The following is a 17,182-nucleotide window of genomic DNA, read 5'->3' as shown; positions in this document are numbered from 1 at the left end:
GCGTTGTGAAAAACGTCGGCGAGGTTCGGGAGACCCCCAGGGGTACCCCCCAGGAAGAGCTCGCGGCCGGGGTGCGCTCGGATCGTTCCACGCGCAACCGGGTCGCGCGGTCCATCCTGGACCACGGCCCGTCGACCGTCGCCGAGCTGGCGGGACGGCTGGGACTGACCCAGGCCGCCGTGCGCCGGCACCTGGACGCCCTGGCCGCCGACGACGTCGTCGAGGCGCGCGAGCAGCGGGTGTACGGGGCGCGGACCCGTGGCCGCCCGGCCAGGGTCTTCGCGCTCACCGACTGCGGCCGCGACGCCTTCGACCAGTCGTACGACAAGCTCGCCGCGGACGCGCTGCGCTGGATCGCGGACCGGGAGGGCGGCCCGGAGGCGGTCGCCGCCTTCGCCCGCGCCCGGATCGCCGCGCAGGCAGGCGCCTACCGCAAGGCGATCGAGGCCGCCACCCCCGACAAACGCGCCGAAGCCCTGGCCAAGGCCCTGAGCGTCGACGGGTACGCTGCTACGGCGCGCAGCGCACCGGTCGGCGAGCAACTGTGCCAGCACCACTGCCCGGTCGCCCACGTCGCCGAGCAGTTCCCGCAGCTGTGCGAGGCGGAGACGGAGATCTTCGCCGAACTGCTCGGAACGCACGTCCAGCGGCTGGCGACCATCGCCCACGGCGACGGCGTCTGCACGACGTTCATCCCCAAGATTTCCACTGACGCATCTGCTAGCACGGCCGGGAGGAACCCCGCATGACTCTCCCCACGGAGACTGCCCACCCCGAACTTGAGGGCCTGGGCACGTACGAATACGGCTGGGCCGACTCCGACGAGGCCGGTGCCGCGGCGAAGCGCGGCCTGAACGAGGACGTCGTCCGGGACATCTCGGCGAAGAAGTCCGAGCCGGAGTGGATGACCAAGCTGCGCCTCAAGGGCCTGCGGCTCTTCGAGAAGAAGCCCCTGCCGAACTGGGGCTCGGACCTGTCGGGCATCGACTTCGACAACATCAAGTACTTCGTGCGCTCCACGGAGAAGCAGGCGGAGTCCTGGGAAGACCTGCCCGAGGACATCAGGAACACGTACGACAAGCTCGGCATCCCCGAGGCGGAGAAGCAGCGCCTGGTGGCCGGTGTCGCCGCGCAGTACGAGTCGGAGGTCGTCTACCACCAGATCCGCGAGGACCTGGAGGAGCAGGGCGTCATCTTCCTCGACACCGACACCGCCCTGAAGGAGCACCCGGAGCTCTTCAAGGAGTACTTCGGGACCGTCATCCCCGCCGGTGACAACAAGTTCGCCTCGCTGAACACCGCCGTGTGGTCCGGTGGCTCCTTCATCTACGTCCCGCCGGGCGTGCACGTGGAGATCCCGCTCCAGGCGTACTTCCGTATCAACACCGAGAACATGGGCCAGTTCGAGCGGACCCTGATCATCGTCGACGAGGGCGCCTACGTGCACTACGTCGAGGGCTGCACGGCACCGATCTACAAGTCGGACTCGCTGCACTCCGCGGTCGTCGAGATCATCGTCAAGAAGAACGCCCGCTGCCGTTACACCACCATCCAGAACTGGTCGAACAACGTCTACAACCTGGTCACCAAGCGCGCCGTGGCCTACGAGGGCGCGACCATGGAGTGGATCGACGGCAACATCGGCTCCAAGGTGACGATGAAGTACCCGGCCGTCTACCTGATGGGCGAGCACGCCAAGGGCGAGACCCTGTCCATCGCCTTCGCGGGCGAGGGCCAGCACCAGGACGCGGGCGCCAAGATGGTCCACATGGCGCCGAACACGTCGTCCAACATCGTCTCCAAGTCGGTGGCGCGCGGCGGCGGCCGCACCTCCTACCGCGGTCTCATCGAGATCGGCGAGGGCGCACCGGGCGCCAAGTCCAATGTGCTCTGCGACGCCCTGCTGGTGGACACCATCTCCCGGTCCGACACGTACCCGTACGTCGACGTCCGTGAGGACGACGTGTCCATGGGCCACGAGGCGACCGTCTCCAAGGTCTCCGAGGACCAGCTGTTCTACCTGATGAGCCGCGGCCTGTCCGAGTTCGAGGCGATGGCGATGATCGTGCGTGGCTTCGTCGAGCCGATCGCCAAGGAACTGCCCATGGAGTACGCGCTGGAACTCAACCGGCTGATCGAGCTGCAGATGGAGGGCGCGGTCGGCTGAGCCGCCGGCCCGCAGTCCCCGTCAAGCCCTACGCAAGAAAGCGAGCAATACGACAGCCATGGCTGAGGCCCAGACATCCCCCAAGTCCTCGACTTTGCTCGGACAGGGGGGACCCCCACCGGTGGGCTCCACCACCTCCGGCCGGATCGCGGTGGCCGCCGAGTCGACCGTCGCCACCCGTATGAGCGCGCCGCCCTCCTTCGACGTGGCGGACTTCCCCGTGCCGCACGGCCGCGAGGAGGAGTGGCGCTTCACCCCGCTGGAGCGGCTGCGCGGTCTGCACGACGGCAGCGCGGTCGCCACCGGCGACGGCGTGCGGGTGGACGTCGAGGCCCCCGAGGGCGTCATCGTCGAGACCGTCGGCCGCGACGACGCGCGGGTCGGCCGCGCGGGCACCCCGGTGGACCGCGTCGCCGCCCAGGCGTTCTCCGCCTTCGAGAAGGCATCGGTGGTGACCGTCCCGAAGGAGACCGTCCTGACCGAGCCGATCCGCATCGCCGTGCGCGGCGAGGGCGGCACCGCCTTCGGCCAGCAGGTCATCGAGCTGGGCGCCTTCGCGGAGGCCGTCGTCGTCATCGACCACACCGGTGACGCGGTGCTCGCCGGCAACGTCGACTACATCGTCGGCGACGGCGCCAAGCTGACCGTCGTCTCCGTCCAGGACTGGGACGACAAGGCCGTGCACGTGGCGCAGCACAACGCCCTCGTCGGCCGGGACGCCTCCTTCAAGTCGGTCGTCGTCACCTTCGGCGGCGACGTCGTGCGCCTGCACCCGCGCGTCAGCTACACGGGCCCCGGCGGCGAGGCCGAGCTGTACGGCCTGTACTTCACGGACGCCGGCCAGCACCAGGAGCACCGCCTCCTGGTCACCCACAACACCCCGCACTGCAAGTCGAACGTCGCCTACAAGGGCGCGCTCCAGGGCGACGACGCGCACGCCGTGTGGATCGGGGACGTGCTGATCGAGGCCAAGGCCGAGGGCACCGACACCTACGAGATGAACCGGAACCTGGTGCTGACCGACGGCGCCCGCGTCGACTCGGTGCCGAACCTGGAGATCGAGACCGGCGAGATCGTCGGCGCCGGCCACGCCTCCGCCACCGGCCGCTTCGACGACGAGCAGCTGTTCTACCTGATGGCCCGCGGCATCCCGGAGCGCGACGCCCGCCGCCTCGTGGTCCGCGGCTTCTTCGCCGAGCTGGTCCAGCAGATCGGCGTCGCGGACATCGAGGAGCGGCTGCTCGCGAAGATCGAAGAGGAGCTGGAGGCGTCGGTCGCATGAGCGCCTTCGTACGCGTCTGCGGGCTGAGCGAGCTGGAGGAGGACACCCCGAAGCGGGTGGAGATCGACAGCACGCCCGTCTCGGTCGTCAGGACCGAGGGCGAGGTGTTCGCGATCAACGACATCTGCTCGCACGCCAACGTCTCGCTCTCCGAGGGCGAGGTCGACGACTGCCACATCGAGTGCTGGCTGCACGGCTCGCGTTTCGACCTCCGCTCCGGAAAGCCCGACGCCCTCCCCGCGACGCGCCCCGTCCCCGTATACCCCGTAAAGATCGAAGGGGACGACGTGCTCGTCTCCCTCACCCAGGAGTCCTGAGGCACCCATGGCAACGCTTGAAATCCGAGACCTGCACGTCACCGTCGAGGCAGACAACGCCACGAAGGAGATCCTCAAGGGCGTCGACCTCACCGTGAAGCAGGGCGAGACGCACGCCATCATGGGCCCCAACGGCTCGGGCAAGTCGACCCTCGCCTACTCGCTCGCGGGCCACCCCAAGTACACGATCACCGACGGCACCGTCCTGCTCGACGGCGAGGACGTCCTGGAGATGACCGTCGACGAGCGGGCCCGCGCTGGCCTGTTCCTTGCGATGCAGTACCCGGTCGAGGTCCCCGGCGTCTCGGTCTCCAACTTCCTGCGCTCCTCCGCCACCGCGATCCGCGGCGAGGCGCCCAAGCTGCGCACCTGGGTGAAGGAGGTCAAGGAGACCATGGAACGCCTCCACATGGACCCGTCCTTCGCCGAGCGCAACGTCAACGAGGGCTTCTCCGGCGGCGAGAAGAAGCGCCACGAGATCCTTCAGCTGGAGCTGCTGAAGCCCAAGATCGCGATCCTGGACGAGACCGACTCGGGGCTGGACGTCGACGCCCTGCGGATCGTCTCGGAGGGCGTGAACCGGGTCCGTGAGACCGGCGCGGTCGGCACCCTGCTGATCACGCACTACACGCGCATTCTGCGCTACATCAAGCCCGACCACGTCCATGTGTTCGCCGACGGCCGGATCGCCGAGTCCGGCGGCCCCGAGCTCGCGGACAAGCTGGAGAACGAGGGCTACGAGGCATACGTGAAGGGTGGCGCATCCGCGTGACACAGATGCCGGGCCTCCTCGACACCGAGGCGATCCGCAAGGACTTCCCCGTCCTGGACCGACTGGTCCACGACGGCAAGAAGCTCGTGTACCTGGACAACGCGGCGACCTCGCAGAAACCGCGCCAGGTACTGGACGCCCTGAGCGAGTACTACGAGCGCCACAACGCCAACGTCCACCGCGGTGTGCATGTGCTCGCCGAGGAGGCCACGGCGCTGTACGAGGGCGCGCGCGACAAGGTCGCGGAGTTCATCAACGCCCCCAGCCGCGACGAGGTGATCTTCACCAAGAACGCCTCCGAGTCGCTGAACCTCGTGGCGAACATGCTCGGCTGGGCCGACGAGCCCTACCGGGTGGACCACGACACCGAGATCGTCATCACGGAGATGGAGCACCACTCCAACATCGTCCCGTGGCAGCTGCTGTCGCAGCGCACGGGCGCGAAGCTGAAGTGGTTCGGCCTCACCGACGACGGCCGGCTCGACCTCTCCGACATCGAGGAGGTCATCACCGAGAAGACGAAGATCGTCTCCTTCGTGCTGGTCTCCAACATCCTGGGCACGGTCAACCCGGTCGAGGCGATAGTGCGCCGCGCCCAGGAGGTCGGCGCCCTGGTCTGCATCGACGCCTCCCAGGCCGCCCCCCACATGCCGCTGGACGTGCAGGCGCTGCAGGCCGACTTCGTGGCCTTCACCGGCCACAAGATGTGCGGTCCCACGGGCATCGGCGTGCTGTGGGGCCGCCAGGAGCTGCTGGAGGACCTGCCTCCGTTCCTCGGCGGCGGCGAGATGATCGAGACGGTGTCGATGCACTCGTCCACCTACGCTCCGGCCCCGCACAAGTTCGAGGCGGGCACCCCGCCGATCGCGCAGGCGGTCGGGCTGGGCGCGGCGATCGACTACCTGAACACGATCGGCATGGACAAGGTCCTCGCCCATGAGCACGCGCTCACCGAGTACGCGGTCAAGCGGCTGGGCGAGGTTCCGGACCTGAGGATCATCGGCCCGGCCACGGCCGAGGAGCGGGGCGCGGCGATCTCCTTCACGCTCGGTGACATCCATCCGCACGACGTGGGCCAGGTCCTCGACGAGCTGGGCATCGCGGTACGCGTCGGACACCACTGCGCGCGCCCCGTCTGCCTGCGCTACGGAATTCCCGCGACCACGCGAGCGTCGTTCTATCTGTACTCCACGCCGACCGAGATCGACGCTCTGGTCGACGGACTGGAGCACGTACGGAACTTCTTCGGCTGACGGGACGAGCGATCGCATGAAGCTGGATTCCATGTACCAGGAAGTCATCCTGGACCACTACAAGCACCCGCACGGGCGTGGTCTGCGGGATGGCGACGCCGAGGTGCACCATGTGAACCCGACGTGCGGTGACGAGATCACCCTTCGCGTGAAGTACGACGGAACGACGATCGAGGACGTCTCGTACGAGGGCCAGGGCTGCTCCATCAGCCAGGCATCGGCCTCCGTACTGAACGATCTCCTCGTCGGCAAGGAGCTGGCCGAGGCGCAGAAGATCCAGGAGACCTTCCTGGAGCTGATGCAGTCCAAGGGCCGGATCGAGCCCGACGACGCGATGGAGGACGTCCTGGAGGACGCGGTCGCGTTCGCCGGTGTCTCCAAGTACCCGGCCCGGGTGAAGTGCGCCCTCCTGAGCTGGATGGCGTGGAAGGACGCGACGGCCCAGGTGCTGGGCGGAGCCGACGCCGAAAGGAAGACGGCATGAGCGACACCGCGGAGATGAAGCCGGTCTCGGAGGATGAGCTCCGCGAGGCCCTGATGGACGTGGTGGACCCCGAGCTGGGCATCGACGTCGTCAATCTCGGCCTGATCTACGGCATCCACATCGACGAGTCGGCCAACGTCGCCACCGTCGACATGACCCTGACGTCGGCGGCCTGTCCGCTGACGGACGTCATCGAGGACCAGGCCAAGTCCGCCACGGACGGCCTCGTCAACGAGCTGCGGATCAACTGGGTCTGGATGCCGCCGTGGGGCCCCGACAAGATCACGGACGACGGCCGCGAGCAGCTGCGGGCGCTCGGATTCAACGTCTGAGATCCGCGCCCGGCGCACGGCCGGCTCTCGTCCGCACGGCTTGCGCGGAAGCGAACGGCGGCACCCTTTGGGGTGCCGCCGTTCCCGTCCGTGCGGGCCCCGGCCGCTCAGTTCAGCCCGTCCTCCAGACGGAACGCCGAGTCCGCGCGGTACAGGTCGGAGTCCTGGTACGGGTCCAGCCTGAGCCGGAAGTCACGGTGGCGCAGAAAGCGGCCCGGGTAGTTCACCGACTCCAGCACGACCGCGCCGGAGCGGGCGGCGGGACGCCGGCAGAAGGTGGCGTCCTCGCGGAACAGCGCCGAGCCGTCGTCGCGTTCGGCGCGCAGCACGAAGCCGCGGTGGCGCAGATAGGCGCCGTCGGCCGTGGCGAACGAGGTGCAGGATCCGTCGGCCAGCCCGTCGACCAGCCGGAAGGTCGCGGCGCGGCGGTCCGCGGGCGATCCGACGGGATCCAGCTGGACCAGGCCGCCGCTCACGTGCCAGTAGCGGTCGGGGTAGTTCACCGAGCGGACGGACCGCAGGCGCGGGGAGTCCTTCGAGGCGCCGGACGGGCCGCCGTGCGCGGCGCCGGGCCCGGACGGCCGGGCCGGGGGAGCCGAGGGCGGCGCGGTGGTCCGCGTACCGTCGCCCTGCGCCGGCGTGCGCGGCGCGGACGCGGTGGGCGTGGCCGGTGTCGGGCCGCTGCCGTCGCGCGGCGGAGCCGTCGTGCCCGACGAGGGCGAGGCGAAGGAGAGCAGTCCGGGGCCGGCGTCCGTGGGCGCCCCGGACGGCACCGGGGCCGACGACTGGTCGGCGGGCGGGCGGTCGACGGATATCGCCGTCAGACAGGCCACGACCGTGGCCGCGGCCAGCCCGCCGGCCAGCCAGAGTCTTCGGGTTCCCGGCGCCCGGGACGTGTCGGGGGACCAGCCGCGCTCCCATGACGGGTGCCGCGGTGGCCGGGGGGTGGTTTCTGGCATGCGCTGTTCCTCCAGCGGCGCCCTGGGCGGCGGCCGGGGACGTGGGGGCGAGGTGATCGAGGCTGAAACAGTAGTGGAGCCGGGGAGCCGGCGGGGAGGGTTTCAGCGCGCGGCTTGTTGACTGACGTTTCGTCAACTCTTGCCTGCTATACCAGAGTTGAGTGATCGGGCGACCCGTCCGAAGCGGCCGCGCACCGTTATGTACGCTCGTACACATGGGGTATCTGCTGCTCTCCGGAGCCATCGCGGCCGAGGTGGCCGCCACGACCGCGATGAAGTACAGCGACGGCCTCAGCAGGCCGGGGCCCGCGCTGCTGACCGCTGTCGGCTATCTCGTCTCCTTCGTGCTGCTCGCCCGGGCACTGAAGAGCCTGTCGATCGGCACGGCGTACGCGATCTGGTCCGGGGTCGGCACCGCGACCATCGCGGTGCTCGGGCTGCTGCTGTTCGGGGAGGGGCTGAACGCGACGAAGATCACCGGGCTGCTGCTGATCATCGGCGGCGTCGTGGTCCTGAACCTGGGCGGCGCGCACTGATGGCCCGGCGCCACGACCCGGACCGGCGGCAGCGGATCATCGACGCGGCGATCCGGGTCGTCGGCGCGAAGGGCATCGCCGGGCTGAGCCACCGGACCGTCGCGGCCGAGGCGGACGTACCGCTCGGCTCCACGACGTACCACTTCGCCACCCTCGACGAACTGCTGGTCGCGGCCCTGCGGCAGGCCAACGAGGGGTTCGCCGGAGTACTGGTCGGCAGCGGCGTGCCGGACGACACCGAGGGCGACCTGGCAGCCGGGCTCGCGCGGGTGCTGGGGGAGTGGCTGGGCGGCGAGCGCACGGGCGTCGAGCTGGAGTACGAGCTGTATCTGGCGGCCCTGCGCCGCCCCGCGCTGCGGCCCGTGGCCGCGGAGTGGACCGAGGAGACGGCACGGCGGCTGGCCAACCGGACCGACCCGGTGACCGCCCGTGCCCTGCTCGCCCTGATGGACGGCATCTGCCTCCAGGTACTGCTGACCGGCGGCGAGTACGACGAGGAGTATGCGCGGGAGGCACTGGCACGGGTGATTCCCTGAGGGACCGGACCGGACCGGACCTGTCCGGCCCGGCGGGGCCGAGGGCGGTCCGGTGCCGGCCGGAGGCGGTGCGCCGGCCGGTGCGGGGCGCTTCGCCGGCTGGTGCTTGGGGTGCTGCGCCGGCCGGTGTCCGGGACGGTGTGCGACCGGTGCCTGAGGTGCTTCGCCGGCCGGTGTCTGGGGTGCTTCGCCGGTCGCCTGGGACGGTTTGCTGACCGGTGCTCGGGGGGCTGCGCCGGCCGGTGTCTGGGGTGGTTCGCCGACCGGCAGCTGAGACGCTGGTCCGCCGGTTCGCCCGTGCGGGCCCGCCCACGTTAGGTTGCCCTCATGACCGACACGACTGCTCCTCGTACCACCGGCGCCGTGGCCGCCGGTCTCGCCACCGTCGCCGCCGACGGCACCGTTCTCGACACCTGGTTCCCGGCGCCCGAACTGGTCGCCGAGCCCGGACCGTCCGGCACCGAGTCGCTGTCGGCCGAGCAGGCCGGGCGGCTGCTCGGCGAGGGCGCCACGCGGGCCGTCGGCCCCGACCCCCGCCGGAACGTCGAAGTGGTGGCGGTGCGCACGGTCATCTCCTCCCTCGACGAGAAGCCGATCGACGCGCACGACGTCTACCTGCGCCTGCACCTGCTCTCGCACCGCCTGATCAAGCCGCACGGGCAGAGCCTGGACGGTATCTTCGGCTTCCTCGCCAACGTCGCCTGGACGTCGCTCGGCCCGGTCGCCGTCGACGACATCGAGACGGTGCGGCTCAACGCCCGCGCCGAGGGCCTGCACCTCCAGGTGACCTCGATCGACAAGTTCCCGCGCATGACGGACTACGTCGCGCCGAAGGGCGTCCGCATCGCCGACGCCGACCGCGTGCGCCTCGGCGCCCATCTCGCCGAGGGCACCACGGTCATGCACGAGGGCTTCGTGAACTTCAACGCGGGCACCCTGGGCACCTCCATGGTCGAGGGCCGCATCTCCGCGGGCGTCGTCGTCGGCGACGGCTCGGACATCGGCGGCGGCGCCTCCACCATGGGGACGCTGTCCGGCGGCGGCAACGTGATCATCTCCATCGGCGAGCGCTGCCTGATCGGCGCCGAGGCGGGCGTCGGCATCGCGCTCGGCGACGAGTGCGTCGTGGAGGCCGGCCTGTACGTCACCGCGGGCACCCGCGTGACCATGCCCGACGGCCAGATCGTCAAGGCCCGCGAGCTGTCCGGCGCCTCCAACATCCTCTTCCGCCGCAACTCGGTCACCGGCGCCGTGGAGGCCCGTCCGAACAACGCGGTCTGGGACGGCCTGAACGAGATCCTGCACACCCACAACTGACCTCGGGCGGCCGTGACCTGCGGCCGCCCACCGATCAACACCCTGACGCGCCGCCGGGGTTCCGCCGCGGAGCTCGCCCGGACGTTCTGCTTGGATCAGCTCATGACCCCGGCCGACGCGTCAGCCAGCAGACCAGAAAAAGCGCCGCTCGCCGTGTGGTTCGGCGGGATGTCCGCCTGCGTCGAGTACCGGGCCGCATCGACGGGCCGCTGTTCCGCTCGACGTCGCCCCCCAGCGGATCTCCCTGCCGTGAACTTGAGGACGCTACGGCACGTACTTCACAGCCCGAGCCTTACCGGCTCGGCTGGGGCACCACGGACGATCAGCTCCTTCAACGGGCCGGCGAGGGCACGAGGTGAGAACAGGTCGGGACCTCGGTATGCGGCGATCTCGCGCAGCCGCCACCACCGCGTCCCGCTGATGTGCTCCGCAGCCAGCTCCGCGTCCGACATGGCCCCGCGAGGAGTGAACGACGCGGCTCGCACAAGGAAGTAGTCGTTGACCACGCCGTCGTAACCCGCGGCATGGCCTGGAGCCACCACCACCTGATGCCAGACATGAGGCGGATCCTCGTCCAGGACCAGGCCCACCTCCTCGTGAAGCTCACGGCGCAGGGCGGCCAGCGGGGTCTCGCCAGGCTCGATGCCTCCGCCCGGAGCAGCCCACACGACCGTCCCCGCCGGCTCGGGAATATCGAACCGGCACAGCAACACGCGTTCGTCTTCGTCCAGCACGAGCGCCCGGACAGCGCGACGCAGGTTCACCGAGGCCATCCGGAAACCCTAGCCTCGGGACGCTCAGGTGATCCGGGGAGGCAGGAGTGGCACGGCTGTTATTCCAGCCATGTTCCGTCGCGCATGATGACTCTGCCGCGTAGTTCCGGTTCGCCGCGCCACGCGCGCACACTCTTCGGCACCACGCGCACATACAGAAAGGAACCCTCCTCCGCCCGCGGGTCCCACCCGAACTTGGCGGCGAACGCCTCCGCCGCGTCCTCGGGCACCTCGTGGTCCAGGAAGCACTCCGCCTCACCCTGGAGAAGCACCACGTCGAAGGTGTCAGGCAGCGCCAGGCGCACCCGCGGCTCCTCGCGGACGTTCCGCGCCGTCACGGAAGTGGCGCTGGTGCACATCCACACGGCTCGCCCGTCCCACAGGAACCACAGCGGCACCTGATGCGGCCCGTGATCAGGGTGAGCCGTCGACACCCATGCATCCCGCTCGGCAACGAGCCGTTCCAGAGCGTCGCGCCTACGCTCCGCCGTCCGGCGGCGAACGATTCCTGTGGTCTCCATGAGCACGGACCCTAGCCAAGCAGGCACGAAGCGCGCCTGAGGCGCAGGACCTACTCCCAGCGACCGATGAACCCCCTGGCTCCCTCGTGATCCTGCCCGGTGGCTGCCTCGCCGGGCGCGCGGCTCCGGGGTAGCCGCTCCGCGGTACCGGGGCTGTTCAGGTCGCTGTGAACTGGGTGTAGTGGGTGAGGAGTCGGGCCGTGGTCTCGGGGGTGGCCGGGCGTAGTGGGGGGCGTACCGGGCCCGCGGGGTGGCCGAGTGCGTTCAGGAGGGCCTTGGTGGTGACGGTGCCGGGCAGGCCCGCGGCCGTCGTGGCCTCGATCAAGGGCGTGGCCCGTCGCTGGAGCCGGGCCGCGTGTGCCGGGTCGCCCGCGTCGAACGCCGCCAGGATGTCGGCGACTTCGCGTGGCACGACGTTCGCCACCGTGCTGACACAGCCCGCCGCGCCCACCGCGTACAGCGCGAGGATGTGCTCGTCGCAGCCCGCGTAGTACGCCAGTTCCGTGCGCGCCAGCACCTTCTGGGTGCCGAGGAAGTCGTAGGAGCAGTCCTTGACGGCCACGATCCGCGGGTGGTCCGCGAGCCGGATCATCGTCTCGGGCTCGATGCGGGTGCCGGTGCGGCCGGGGATGTCGTACAGCATGACGGGCAGTCCGCTCGCGTCCGCGACCTCCCGGAAGTGGGCCTCCAGCGCGTCCTGCGGGGGCCTGGAGTAGTAGGGCGTCACGACCAGCGCGCCGTCGGCGCCGGCCTTCTCGGCGGCGCGGGCCAGTTCGGCGGTGTGCCGGGTGTCGAAGGTGCCGACGCCCGCGACGATCGTCGCCCGCGGGCCGACGGCCTCCCGGACGGCCCGCACCAGCTCCGCCTTCTCGGCGTCGGTGAGGGTCGGCGACTCGCCCGTCGTGCCGCCGAGCACGAGTCCGTCGCAGCCCTCCGTGACCAGCCGCTCGGCCAGTTGTCCTGCGCCGTCGCGATCGAGCGCGCCCGTCGGCGTGAAGGGCGTGACCATGGCGCACAGGGCGCGGCCGAAGGGCGGAGCGGGGCGGTCCGGGTTCGTCATGGCTCCAGTCTCGGCAGCACAATGGTGTAGCTCCACTTAATTCTTCTACGAGATATCCGTAAGCGTTGCTGAGGGTCGGAGGGGGTCCGACCGCTGCCCTGTGTCCAACTCGGCCCGTGTGGGTCACCATGGGCGGAACGGTCACCTACGGCAGTCATGGGAGGCAACCATGAAGCTCGGCAAGGCACTGGCCACCGGAATCGCGCAGGAACAGCCACTCGACCACCACGAAGAACGTGAACGGCCCGAGGAGACCCCCGCGCGCACCGCCGAACCGCAGCCGTCCGCGCCGGAAGAGGTGCCGGCCGCCCGATGAGGCTGCGGCTCCCCGCGGAACGCCCGACGGAGCCGCCCACCGGATACAAGATCGCCCACCCGATGCTGTCCCAGGACGGCACCCGGGCCGGCTTCACCGGGGTGTCACTGGGCGGCGCGCTGCCGTACGGGGTCCTCGACGACGCCTCCTGCGTCTACGGCCGACGGCACCGCCCACCCGCGCGGCTGTGCGACTGCGGTTTCCACTGCGTGCACGACCGGACGGCCGCCGAGGCGCTGCTGTGCACCGTGGAGCACCGTGCGGCGGTCCTCCTGGAGGTCTCCGTCCTCGGCGCCTACATCCGCTTCGAACGCGGCTTCCGCTACGCCCGGCAGCGGGTGCGCACGGCGGCCGTCGGACCGTGCGCCTGCGGCGCCCGCGCCGCCGCGCTGGCCGACGCCGGCTGGGGCCGCCCGGGCTGGCGAGCGCTTGCGCCCGCCTGCGCGAGCTGTGTGCGCGCCCGTACGTCGGTCTCGCTCGCCGGATTCGCCGGGCTGGCCGGCGACGGGCTGCGGGTGTCGGCGACCGGCGGTCGGCCGTCGCCGGGCGGGCCGGCCGGCGACGGCCCGCGCGGCGTGCCCGGCGGGGCCGGTGCGGCCGAAGGGTTCGGCGTGCCCGAACTCGTCGCCGAGGCCGCCCTGTTGCAGGCCCGCCTCGACTGGTTCCAGACCCAGTTGGCTCGCCTCGGCGACCGCGGTACCGAAGGGAGTGGCGAGAACTGACCCGCGGTGGCACGGCGCCGCGGCCCCGGCGCCCCCACTCACCGAAAGCTTGAACCGCCTGGACAAGAAAAGTTTTCGGTGAGAGGGTGGGCGCATGCTGGACGTGACCGTGATCGAGGACCCCGAGGCCGCCGCCGTGTCGCTGGACCCGACGAGGGCCCGGCTGCTCGCCGAGCTGACCTCCGCGCCCGCGTCGGCCGCCATGCTGGCCGGCCGGGTCGGACTGCCCCGGCAGAAGGTGAACTACCACCTCAAGGCGCTGGAGCGGCACGGCCTGGTCGAACTGGCCGGCGAGCGCCGCAAGGGCAACGTCACCGAGCGGCTGATGCGCGCGACCGCGGCGTCGTACGTGATCAGCCCGCTCGCGCTGGCCGCCGTACAGCCCGACCCGGATCGCTTCCGTGACCAGCTGTCCGCGCGCTGGCTGCTCGCGCTCGGCGCCCGGCTCGTCCGGGACGTCGGCACGCTGATCACCGGCGCGGCGAAGGCCCGCAAGCGGCTGGCGACGTACGCCCTGGACGGCGAGGTCCGCTTCGCCTCGGCCGCCGACCGTGCGGCCTTCGTCCAGGAGCTGACGGCGGGGGTGAGCGCCCTCATCCGCAAGTACGACGCTCCCGACGCCGAGGGCGGACGGGACCACCGGATCGTCGTCGCCGTGCACCCGACGGTCAAGGACGAGACCCCGGCCGGTGGGCGGCCCGCGGTCGGCGGGCAGCCCTCTGTTGAGGGGCAGCCCCCGGGCGGTGGCCGGGCCCAGGTGAGTGGGCAGGTCACGGTCGGTGGGCAGTCGCGGGGCGGCGAGGAGTCTTCTGTGAGTGGGCGGCCGTCGGTCGGTGGGCAGGCCCCGGGCGGTGACCGGCCGCCGGTCAGCGATCGGCCCGCTGTCAGCCATCGGCCTGCTGTCAGCGATCGGCCTGCTGGCACCGATCGGCCCCCTGTCAGCGACCGGCCCGCTGGGGTCGGCCGGTCCGCGGGTGACGGACGCTCCGGTCCGGCCGACGATCAGATCACCGCCCAGGACCAGATCACCTCCCAGGACCGCGGCGCGGTCCAGGGCCATGCCTCGATCCGGGAGCGGTCCGCCCCGGAACCGGACCCGCAGTAATCAGGAGCCCCGCCATGTCCAAGGAATTCGAGATCGTCAGCGAGTTCGAGGTCGACGCCACTCCGGAGGAGGTGTGGCAGGCCGTGACCACCGGCACCGGCGGCTACCTGTGGCCGATGGAGCCGCCGGAGCCGCGGGTGGGCGGCCGGGGTCCCTTCGGGTCCGCCGTCACCGCCTGGGACCCGCCGCACCGCTACACGAACCGTGTCGAGAACGTCGAGGGCATCTCCCAGCAGACCCTCAACCAGCTCGACTACACCATCGAGCCGCGCGACGAGGGCCGCCGCGCCTGGGTGCGGTACGTGCACAGCGGCATCTTCGTCGACGACTGGGACAACCAGTACGACGGCGCGAGCAAGCACACCGAGTTCTATCTGCACACCCTGCGTGAGTACCTGGTCCACTTCGCGCCCCGCCCGGTGGCGTTCGCCACGTTCGACGGGCCCGAGGCGTCCAAGACCGCCGACGCCTTCACCGCCGTCGGCCGGGCCCTCGGCCTCGCCGCCGACACCGCGCAGGGAGCCCGTGTCCAGGCACACGGCCCGCAGGGGCGGCCCCTCGACGCCGTCCTCGACTTCCGCAACCCCTACTTCATCGGACTGCGCACCGACAACGCCCTGATCCGCTTCTTCGGGCGCAACCACTGGGGCGCGCCGGTCGGCATCTCCGTGCACGACTTCGCTCCGGACGCCGACGCCAAGGCGAACGAGGCCGTGTGGCAGGGCTGGCTGAACGGGGTGTTCGGCCAGTCCTGAGCGAACGGCGTCGCGGGCGCAACCGCCGCCGTCCGGCGGGTCCGCGCCCGGCGCCGGCGCGCGCCGGCGCACAGCGGGGCGTGCGCGTCCGGCGGTGACCTCGCGTCGATTCGGCGGGCCGCATCGCCTTCCTCTACGCGCATCAAGGTCCGGTCCGGTCGACGGGGACGTCAGGGTTTCGGCCAGGTGCCGGTCCCGGTGAGGAGAGGAACCGGGCGGCATAGGTGGAAACCCGTCTAGGCTGAACCGCTGAGTCCCATCACGGCCGCGAGGAGAACCAGCCGATGTCAGACAGCTCCCCCCTGCCGCCGGTGCGGCTGCACTCCGAAGCGGAGCTGGCGCGCGCCGCGCTGTCCACGCCGTCGCTGTCCCGGGCCGTCCGGCTCGCCCGCTGGGCCGGGCCCGACACCAGAGTGGACGTCGGGGGCAGCCTGGTCGACGAGCAGCTGCCCGCCGCGGTCGAGCTGCTGGGTCTTACCGGGGACGACGCCGCGGCCTGGGCGAGCGAGGCATGGCGGGTCGCCGTGGACACCGGTCTGGTCGAGATCGTCGACGAGGAAGCCGGGACCGTCGAGGCGGGGGAGGAGCTGGCCCTGCTCACCTCCGGCTCGCCGCACGACGTGCTCACGGTGTGGCTCGCCGCCCTGGAGGCCGTAGTCGCCGACGCGAGCGTGCCCGATCTGGACGGGCTCATGGACGCGGCGGACGGCGACGGCGAGGTCGATTTCTCGTCACTCGACTGGGACCCGGAGGCCGAGGCCGACTTCCTCGACGGCGTCCTCGGCAACCTGTACCTGCTGACCGTCGGCGCGGACGGCCCCGGCGACGGCACGGTGCCGCTGCCCGCGCTCGCCGCCTCCATGATCGTGCCCCCTGACATGGGCGAACCCAGCAACGACGTGCTGGAGCAGGTGTCCGACGCGATGATGCGCCTGGACGACCAGTTCCGGCTGCTGGAACCGATCGGCATCGTGGAGTACCAGCCCGTCGACGAGGCGCTCATGGCCGAGGGCGACGACGAGCCGGCCGCGCCGGAGGACGAGACCGACGTCTCCCGTTACGGCCTGGTGCGGCTCACCCCGCTCGGTCTGTACGGGCTGCGGGCGCGGCTGCTGGAGGCCGGTTTCGAGGCGCCCGCGGTCGGCGAACTCGTGGACAAGGGCGCGGACGTCCTGCTCGACGGCACGTCCCGCTTTCCGCAGGCGGCGGCCAGGGCCGAGACCGAGCAGTGGCTGGCCCGCCGCGAACCCCTCGCCGCGGCACGGGAGTTGCTGGCCGCGGCGCGCGGCGGCGACGCCGGGGCGCCGCTGCGCAGGCTGCGCTGCCAGCAGGCGCTGTCCCTGGTCGGCAGTGAAGCCGAGCCGGCGCTGCGGGAGGTCCTTGACGACGCCGAACTGGGCGGGCTTGCCCGGGTGTGGCTGAGCGAGCGGGGCATCCCCGGTGTGCCGGCGCCGTCGCAGGAGCTGGTGTTCTGGCTCACCATCGACACGGTGGCCGCACAGCTCGCCGCCGAGGGCAACTCCGAGGAACTGCGTGGCCTGGTGGAGGGGCTTGCGGCCCAGCACAGCGGGTTCTTCGCGGCGGCGTGGCGGGTGGAGCACCCGGCGACCGCGGACGTGCTGGAGGCGATGGGCCGGCTGCACCCGGACAAGAAGATCGCCAAGGAGGCCCGCAAGGCGGCCTTCAAGGCCCGCTCACAGCAGGGCACCTGACCCCCTTCCCCGGGGTTTCGGGGCTCCCGAGGTCACGGGGCGTCCGGCGGCGAGCGGGCGCCCCGGATGCCGCAGCACGACATGCGGGCCACGACAGGCAGCCCCCTCGGTCGGCGGCGCGCCGGGGGCCAGGGCGGTGCCCCCGGCGGCGGGCGGGGCGGGTGCCTCGACGTGGCTCAGACGCAGGGGGGCGCCCGGCGTCGTGCACCCCCGAAACTCCAGGGGGCCTCGCAACCGTGCGCCCCGGACCCTGCGCACCCCAG

19 protein-coding genes and 1 pseudogene are annotated in these 17,182 nt (G+C 71.4%); 16 read left to right on the top strand and 4 right to left on the bottom strand.

Going from position 1 to position 17,182, the window contains the following annotated elements:
• Positions 1-5: 5 nt before the first annotated feature.
• From AC27LF_RS25155 to AC27LF_RS25120, 8 genes are read left to right on the top strand one after another with little or no spacing between them, the layout of a single operon-like run.
• Positions 6-749, top strand: coding sequence for a helix-turn-helix transcriptional regulator (locus AC27LF_RS25155; RefSeq protein WP_479658530.1), 744 nt, complete (start codon positions 6-8; stop codon positions 747-749).
• Positions 746-2,167 carry a Fe-S cluster assembly protein SufB gene (sufB, locus tag AC27LF_RS25150; protein WP_479658531.1) on the top strand — a complete coding sequence of 474 codons (1,422 nt, stop codon included), beginning with the start codon at positions 746-748 and terminating at the stop codon, positions 2,165-2,167. The genes AC27LF_RS25155 and sufB overlap by 4 nt, the downstream gene beginning before the upstream one ends.
• Positions 2,168-2,225: 58 nt before the next feature.
• Complete coding sequence (gene sufD, locus AC27LF_RS25145) at positions 2,226-3,449, top strand: Fe-S cluster assembly protein SufD (protein ID WP_479658532.1); 1,224 nt, start codon at positions 2,226-2,228, stop codon at positions 3,447-3,449.
• Positions 3,446-3,766: a non-heme iron oxygenase ferredoxin subunit gene (locus AC27LF_RS25140; protein WP_351743334.1), complete on the top strand. Its 321-nt coding sequence runs from the start codon at positions 3,446-3,448 to the stop codon at positions 3,764-3,766. Before sufD ends, AC27LF_RS25140 begins: the two co-directional genes overlap by 4 nt.
• Before the next feature lie 7 nt (positions 3,767-3,773).
• Entirely contained in the window at positions 3,774-4,538 is a 765-nt protein-coding gene (gene sufC / locus AC27LF_RS25135; protein WP_479658533.1) for a Fe-S cluster assembly ATPase SufC, read from the top strand.
• Entirely contained in the window at positions 4,535-5,791 is a 1,257-nt protein-coding gene (locus AC27LF_RS25130) for a cysteine desulfurase (RefSeq protein WP_479658534.1), read from the top strand. The genes sufC and AC27LF_RS25130 overlap by 4 nt, the downstream gene beginning before the upstream one ends.
• 16 nt (positions 5,792-5,807) lie before the next feature.
• Positions 5,808-6,275: a Fe-S cluster assembly sulfur transfer protein SufU gene (gene sufU, locus AC27LF_RS25125; RefSeq protein ID WP_404029211.1), complete on the top strand. Its 468-nt coding sequence runs from the start codon at positions 5,808-5,810 to the stop codon at positions 6,273-6,275.
• Positions 6,272-6,607 carry a metal-sulfur cluster assembly factor gene (locus AC27LF_RS25120; RefSeq protein ID WP_479658535.1) on the top strand — a complete coding sequence of 112 codons (336 nt, stop codon included), beginning with the start codon at positions 6,272-6,274 and terminating at the stop codon, positions 6,605-6,607. Before sufU ends, AC27LF_RS25120 begins: the two co-directional genes overlap by 4 nt.
• A 107-nt stretch (positions 6,608-6,714) precedes the next feature.
• On the opposite strand, the gene AC27LF_RS25115 is transcribed toward AC27LF_RS25120, so the two are convergent.
• Positions 6,715-7,566: an AbfB domain-containing protein gene (locus AC27LF_RS25115; RefSeq protein ID WP_479658536.1), complete on the bottom strand. Its 852-nt coding sequence runs from the start codon at positions 7,564-7,566 to the stop codon at positions 6,715-6,717.
• Between the two features lie 215 nt (positions 7,567-7,781).
• Here AC27LF_RS25115 and AC27LF_RS25110 point away from each other — a divergent pair, with 215 nt between their 5' ends.
• From AC27LF_RS25110 to dapD, 3 genes are all read left to right on the top strand, one after another.
• Positions 7,782-8,102 carry a DMT family transporter gene (locus AC27LF_RS25110; RefSeq protein WP_404029206.1) on the top strand — a complete coding sequence of 107 codons (321 nt, stop codon included), beginning with the start codon at positions 7,782-7,784 and terminating at the stop codon, positions 8,100-8,102.
• Positions 8,102-8,638: a TetR/AcrR family transcriptional regulator gene (locus AC27LF_RS25105; protein WP_388722095.1), complete on the top strand. Its 537-nt coding sequence runs from the start codon at positions 8,102-8,104 to the stop codon at positions 8,636-8,638. Before AC27LF_RS25110 ends, AC27LF_RS25105 begins: the two co-directional genes overlap by 1 nt.
• A gap of 327 nt (positions 8,639-8,965) precedes the next feature.
• Positions 8,966-9,955, top strand: coding sequence for a 2,3,4,5-tetrahydropyridine-2,6-dicarboxylate N-succinyltransferase (gene dapD / locus AC27LF_RS25100; RefSeq protein ID WP_479658537.1), 990 nt, complete (start codon positions 8,966-8,968; stop codon positions 9,953-9,955).
• 278 nt (positions 9,956-10,233) lie between these two features.
• On the opposite strand, the gene AC27LF_RS25095 is transcribed toward dapD, so the two are convergent.
• The 3 genes from AC27LF_RS25095 to dapA form a co-directional block, all read right to left on the bottom strand.
• The gene (locus tag AC27LF_RS25095; protein ID WP_479658538.1) at positions 10,234-10,728 is read right to left on the bottom strand and encodes an NUDIX hydrolase; all 495 of its coding nucleotides are present in this window, start codon (positions 10,726-10,728) and stop codon (positions 10,234-10,236) included.
• A 59-nt stretch (positions 10,729-10,787) separates the two neighbouring features.
• Positions 10,788-11,249: a pyridoxamine 5'-phosphate oxidase family protein gene (locus AC27LF_RS25090; protein WP_479658653.1), complete on the bottom strand. Its 462-nt coding sequence runs from the start codon at positions 11,247-11,249 to the stop codon at positions 10,788-10,790.
• Between the two features lie 157 nt (positions 11,250-11,406).
• Positions 11,407-12,309 (bottom strand): 4-hydroxy-tetrahydrodipicolinate synthase, encoded by a 903-nt coding sequence (gene dapA, locus AC27LF_RS25085; RefSeq protein ID WP_479658539.1) that lies wholly within the window; start codon positions 12,307-12,309, stop codon positions 11,407-11,409.
• Positions 12,310-12,478: 169 nt separating this feature from the next.
• On the opposite strand from dapA, the gene AC27LF_RS25080 reads away from it, so the two are divergent.
• The 5 genes and pseudogenes from AC27LF_RS25080 (at position 12,479) to AC27LF_RS25060 (ending at position 16,919) form a co-directional block, all read left to right on the top strand.
• Entirely contained in the window at positions 12,479-12,625 is a 147-nt protein-coding gene (locus AC27LF_RS25080; RefSeq protein ID WP_479658540.1) for a hypothetical protein, read from the top strand.
• The gene (locus AC27LF_RS25075; protein ID WP_479658541.1) at positions 12,622-13,347 is read left to right on the top strand and encodes a hypothetical protein; all 726 of its coding nucleotides are present in this window, start codon (positions 12,622-12,624) and stop codon (positions 13,345-13,347) included. Before AC27LF_RS25080 ends, AC27LF_RS25075 begins: the two co-directional genes overlap by 4 nt.
• Positions 13,348-13,441: 94 nt before the next feature.
• A pseudogene (locus AC27LF_RS25070) lies at positions 13,442-14,023 on the top strand (ArsR/SmtB family transcription factor); the annotation flags it as partial.
• Positions 14,024-14,466: 443 nt separating this feature from the next.
• Entirely contained in the window at positions 14,467-15,207 is a 741-nt protein-coding gene (locus AC27LF_RS25065; RefSeq protein WP_479658542.1) for an SRPBCC family protein, read from the top strand.
• Between the two features lie 284 nt (positions 15,208-15,491).
• Positions 15,492-16,919 (top strand): hypothetical protein, encoded by a 1,428-nt coding sequence (locus tag AC27LF_RS25060; protein ID WP_479658543.1) that lies wholly within the window; start codon positions 15,492-15,494, stop codon positions 16,917-16,919.
• The last annotated feature ends 263 nt before the right edge of the window (positions 16,920-17,182 follow it).

This window comes from Streptomyces diversicolor (genome assembly GCF_057537855.1).
Note: the sequence above shows the minus strand (reverse complement) of the source record. Positions and strands in the feature narration are given on the sequence as shown.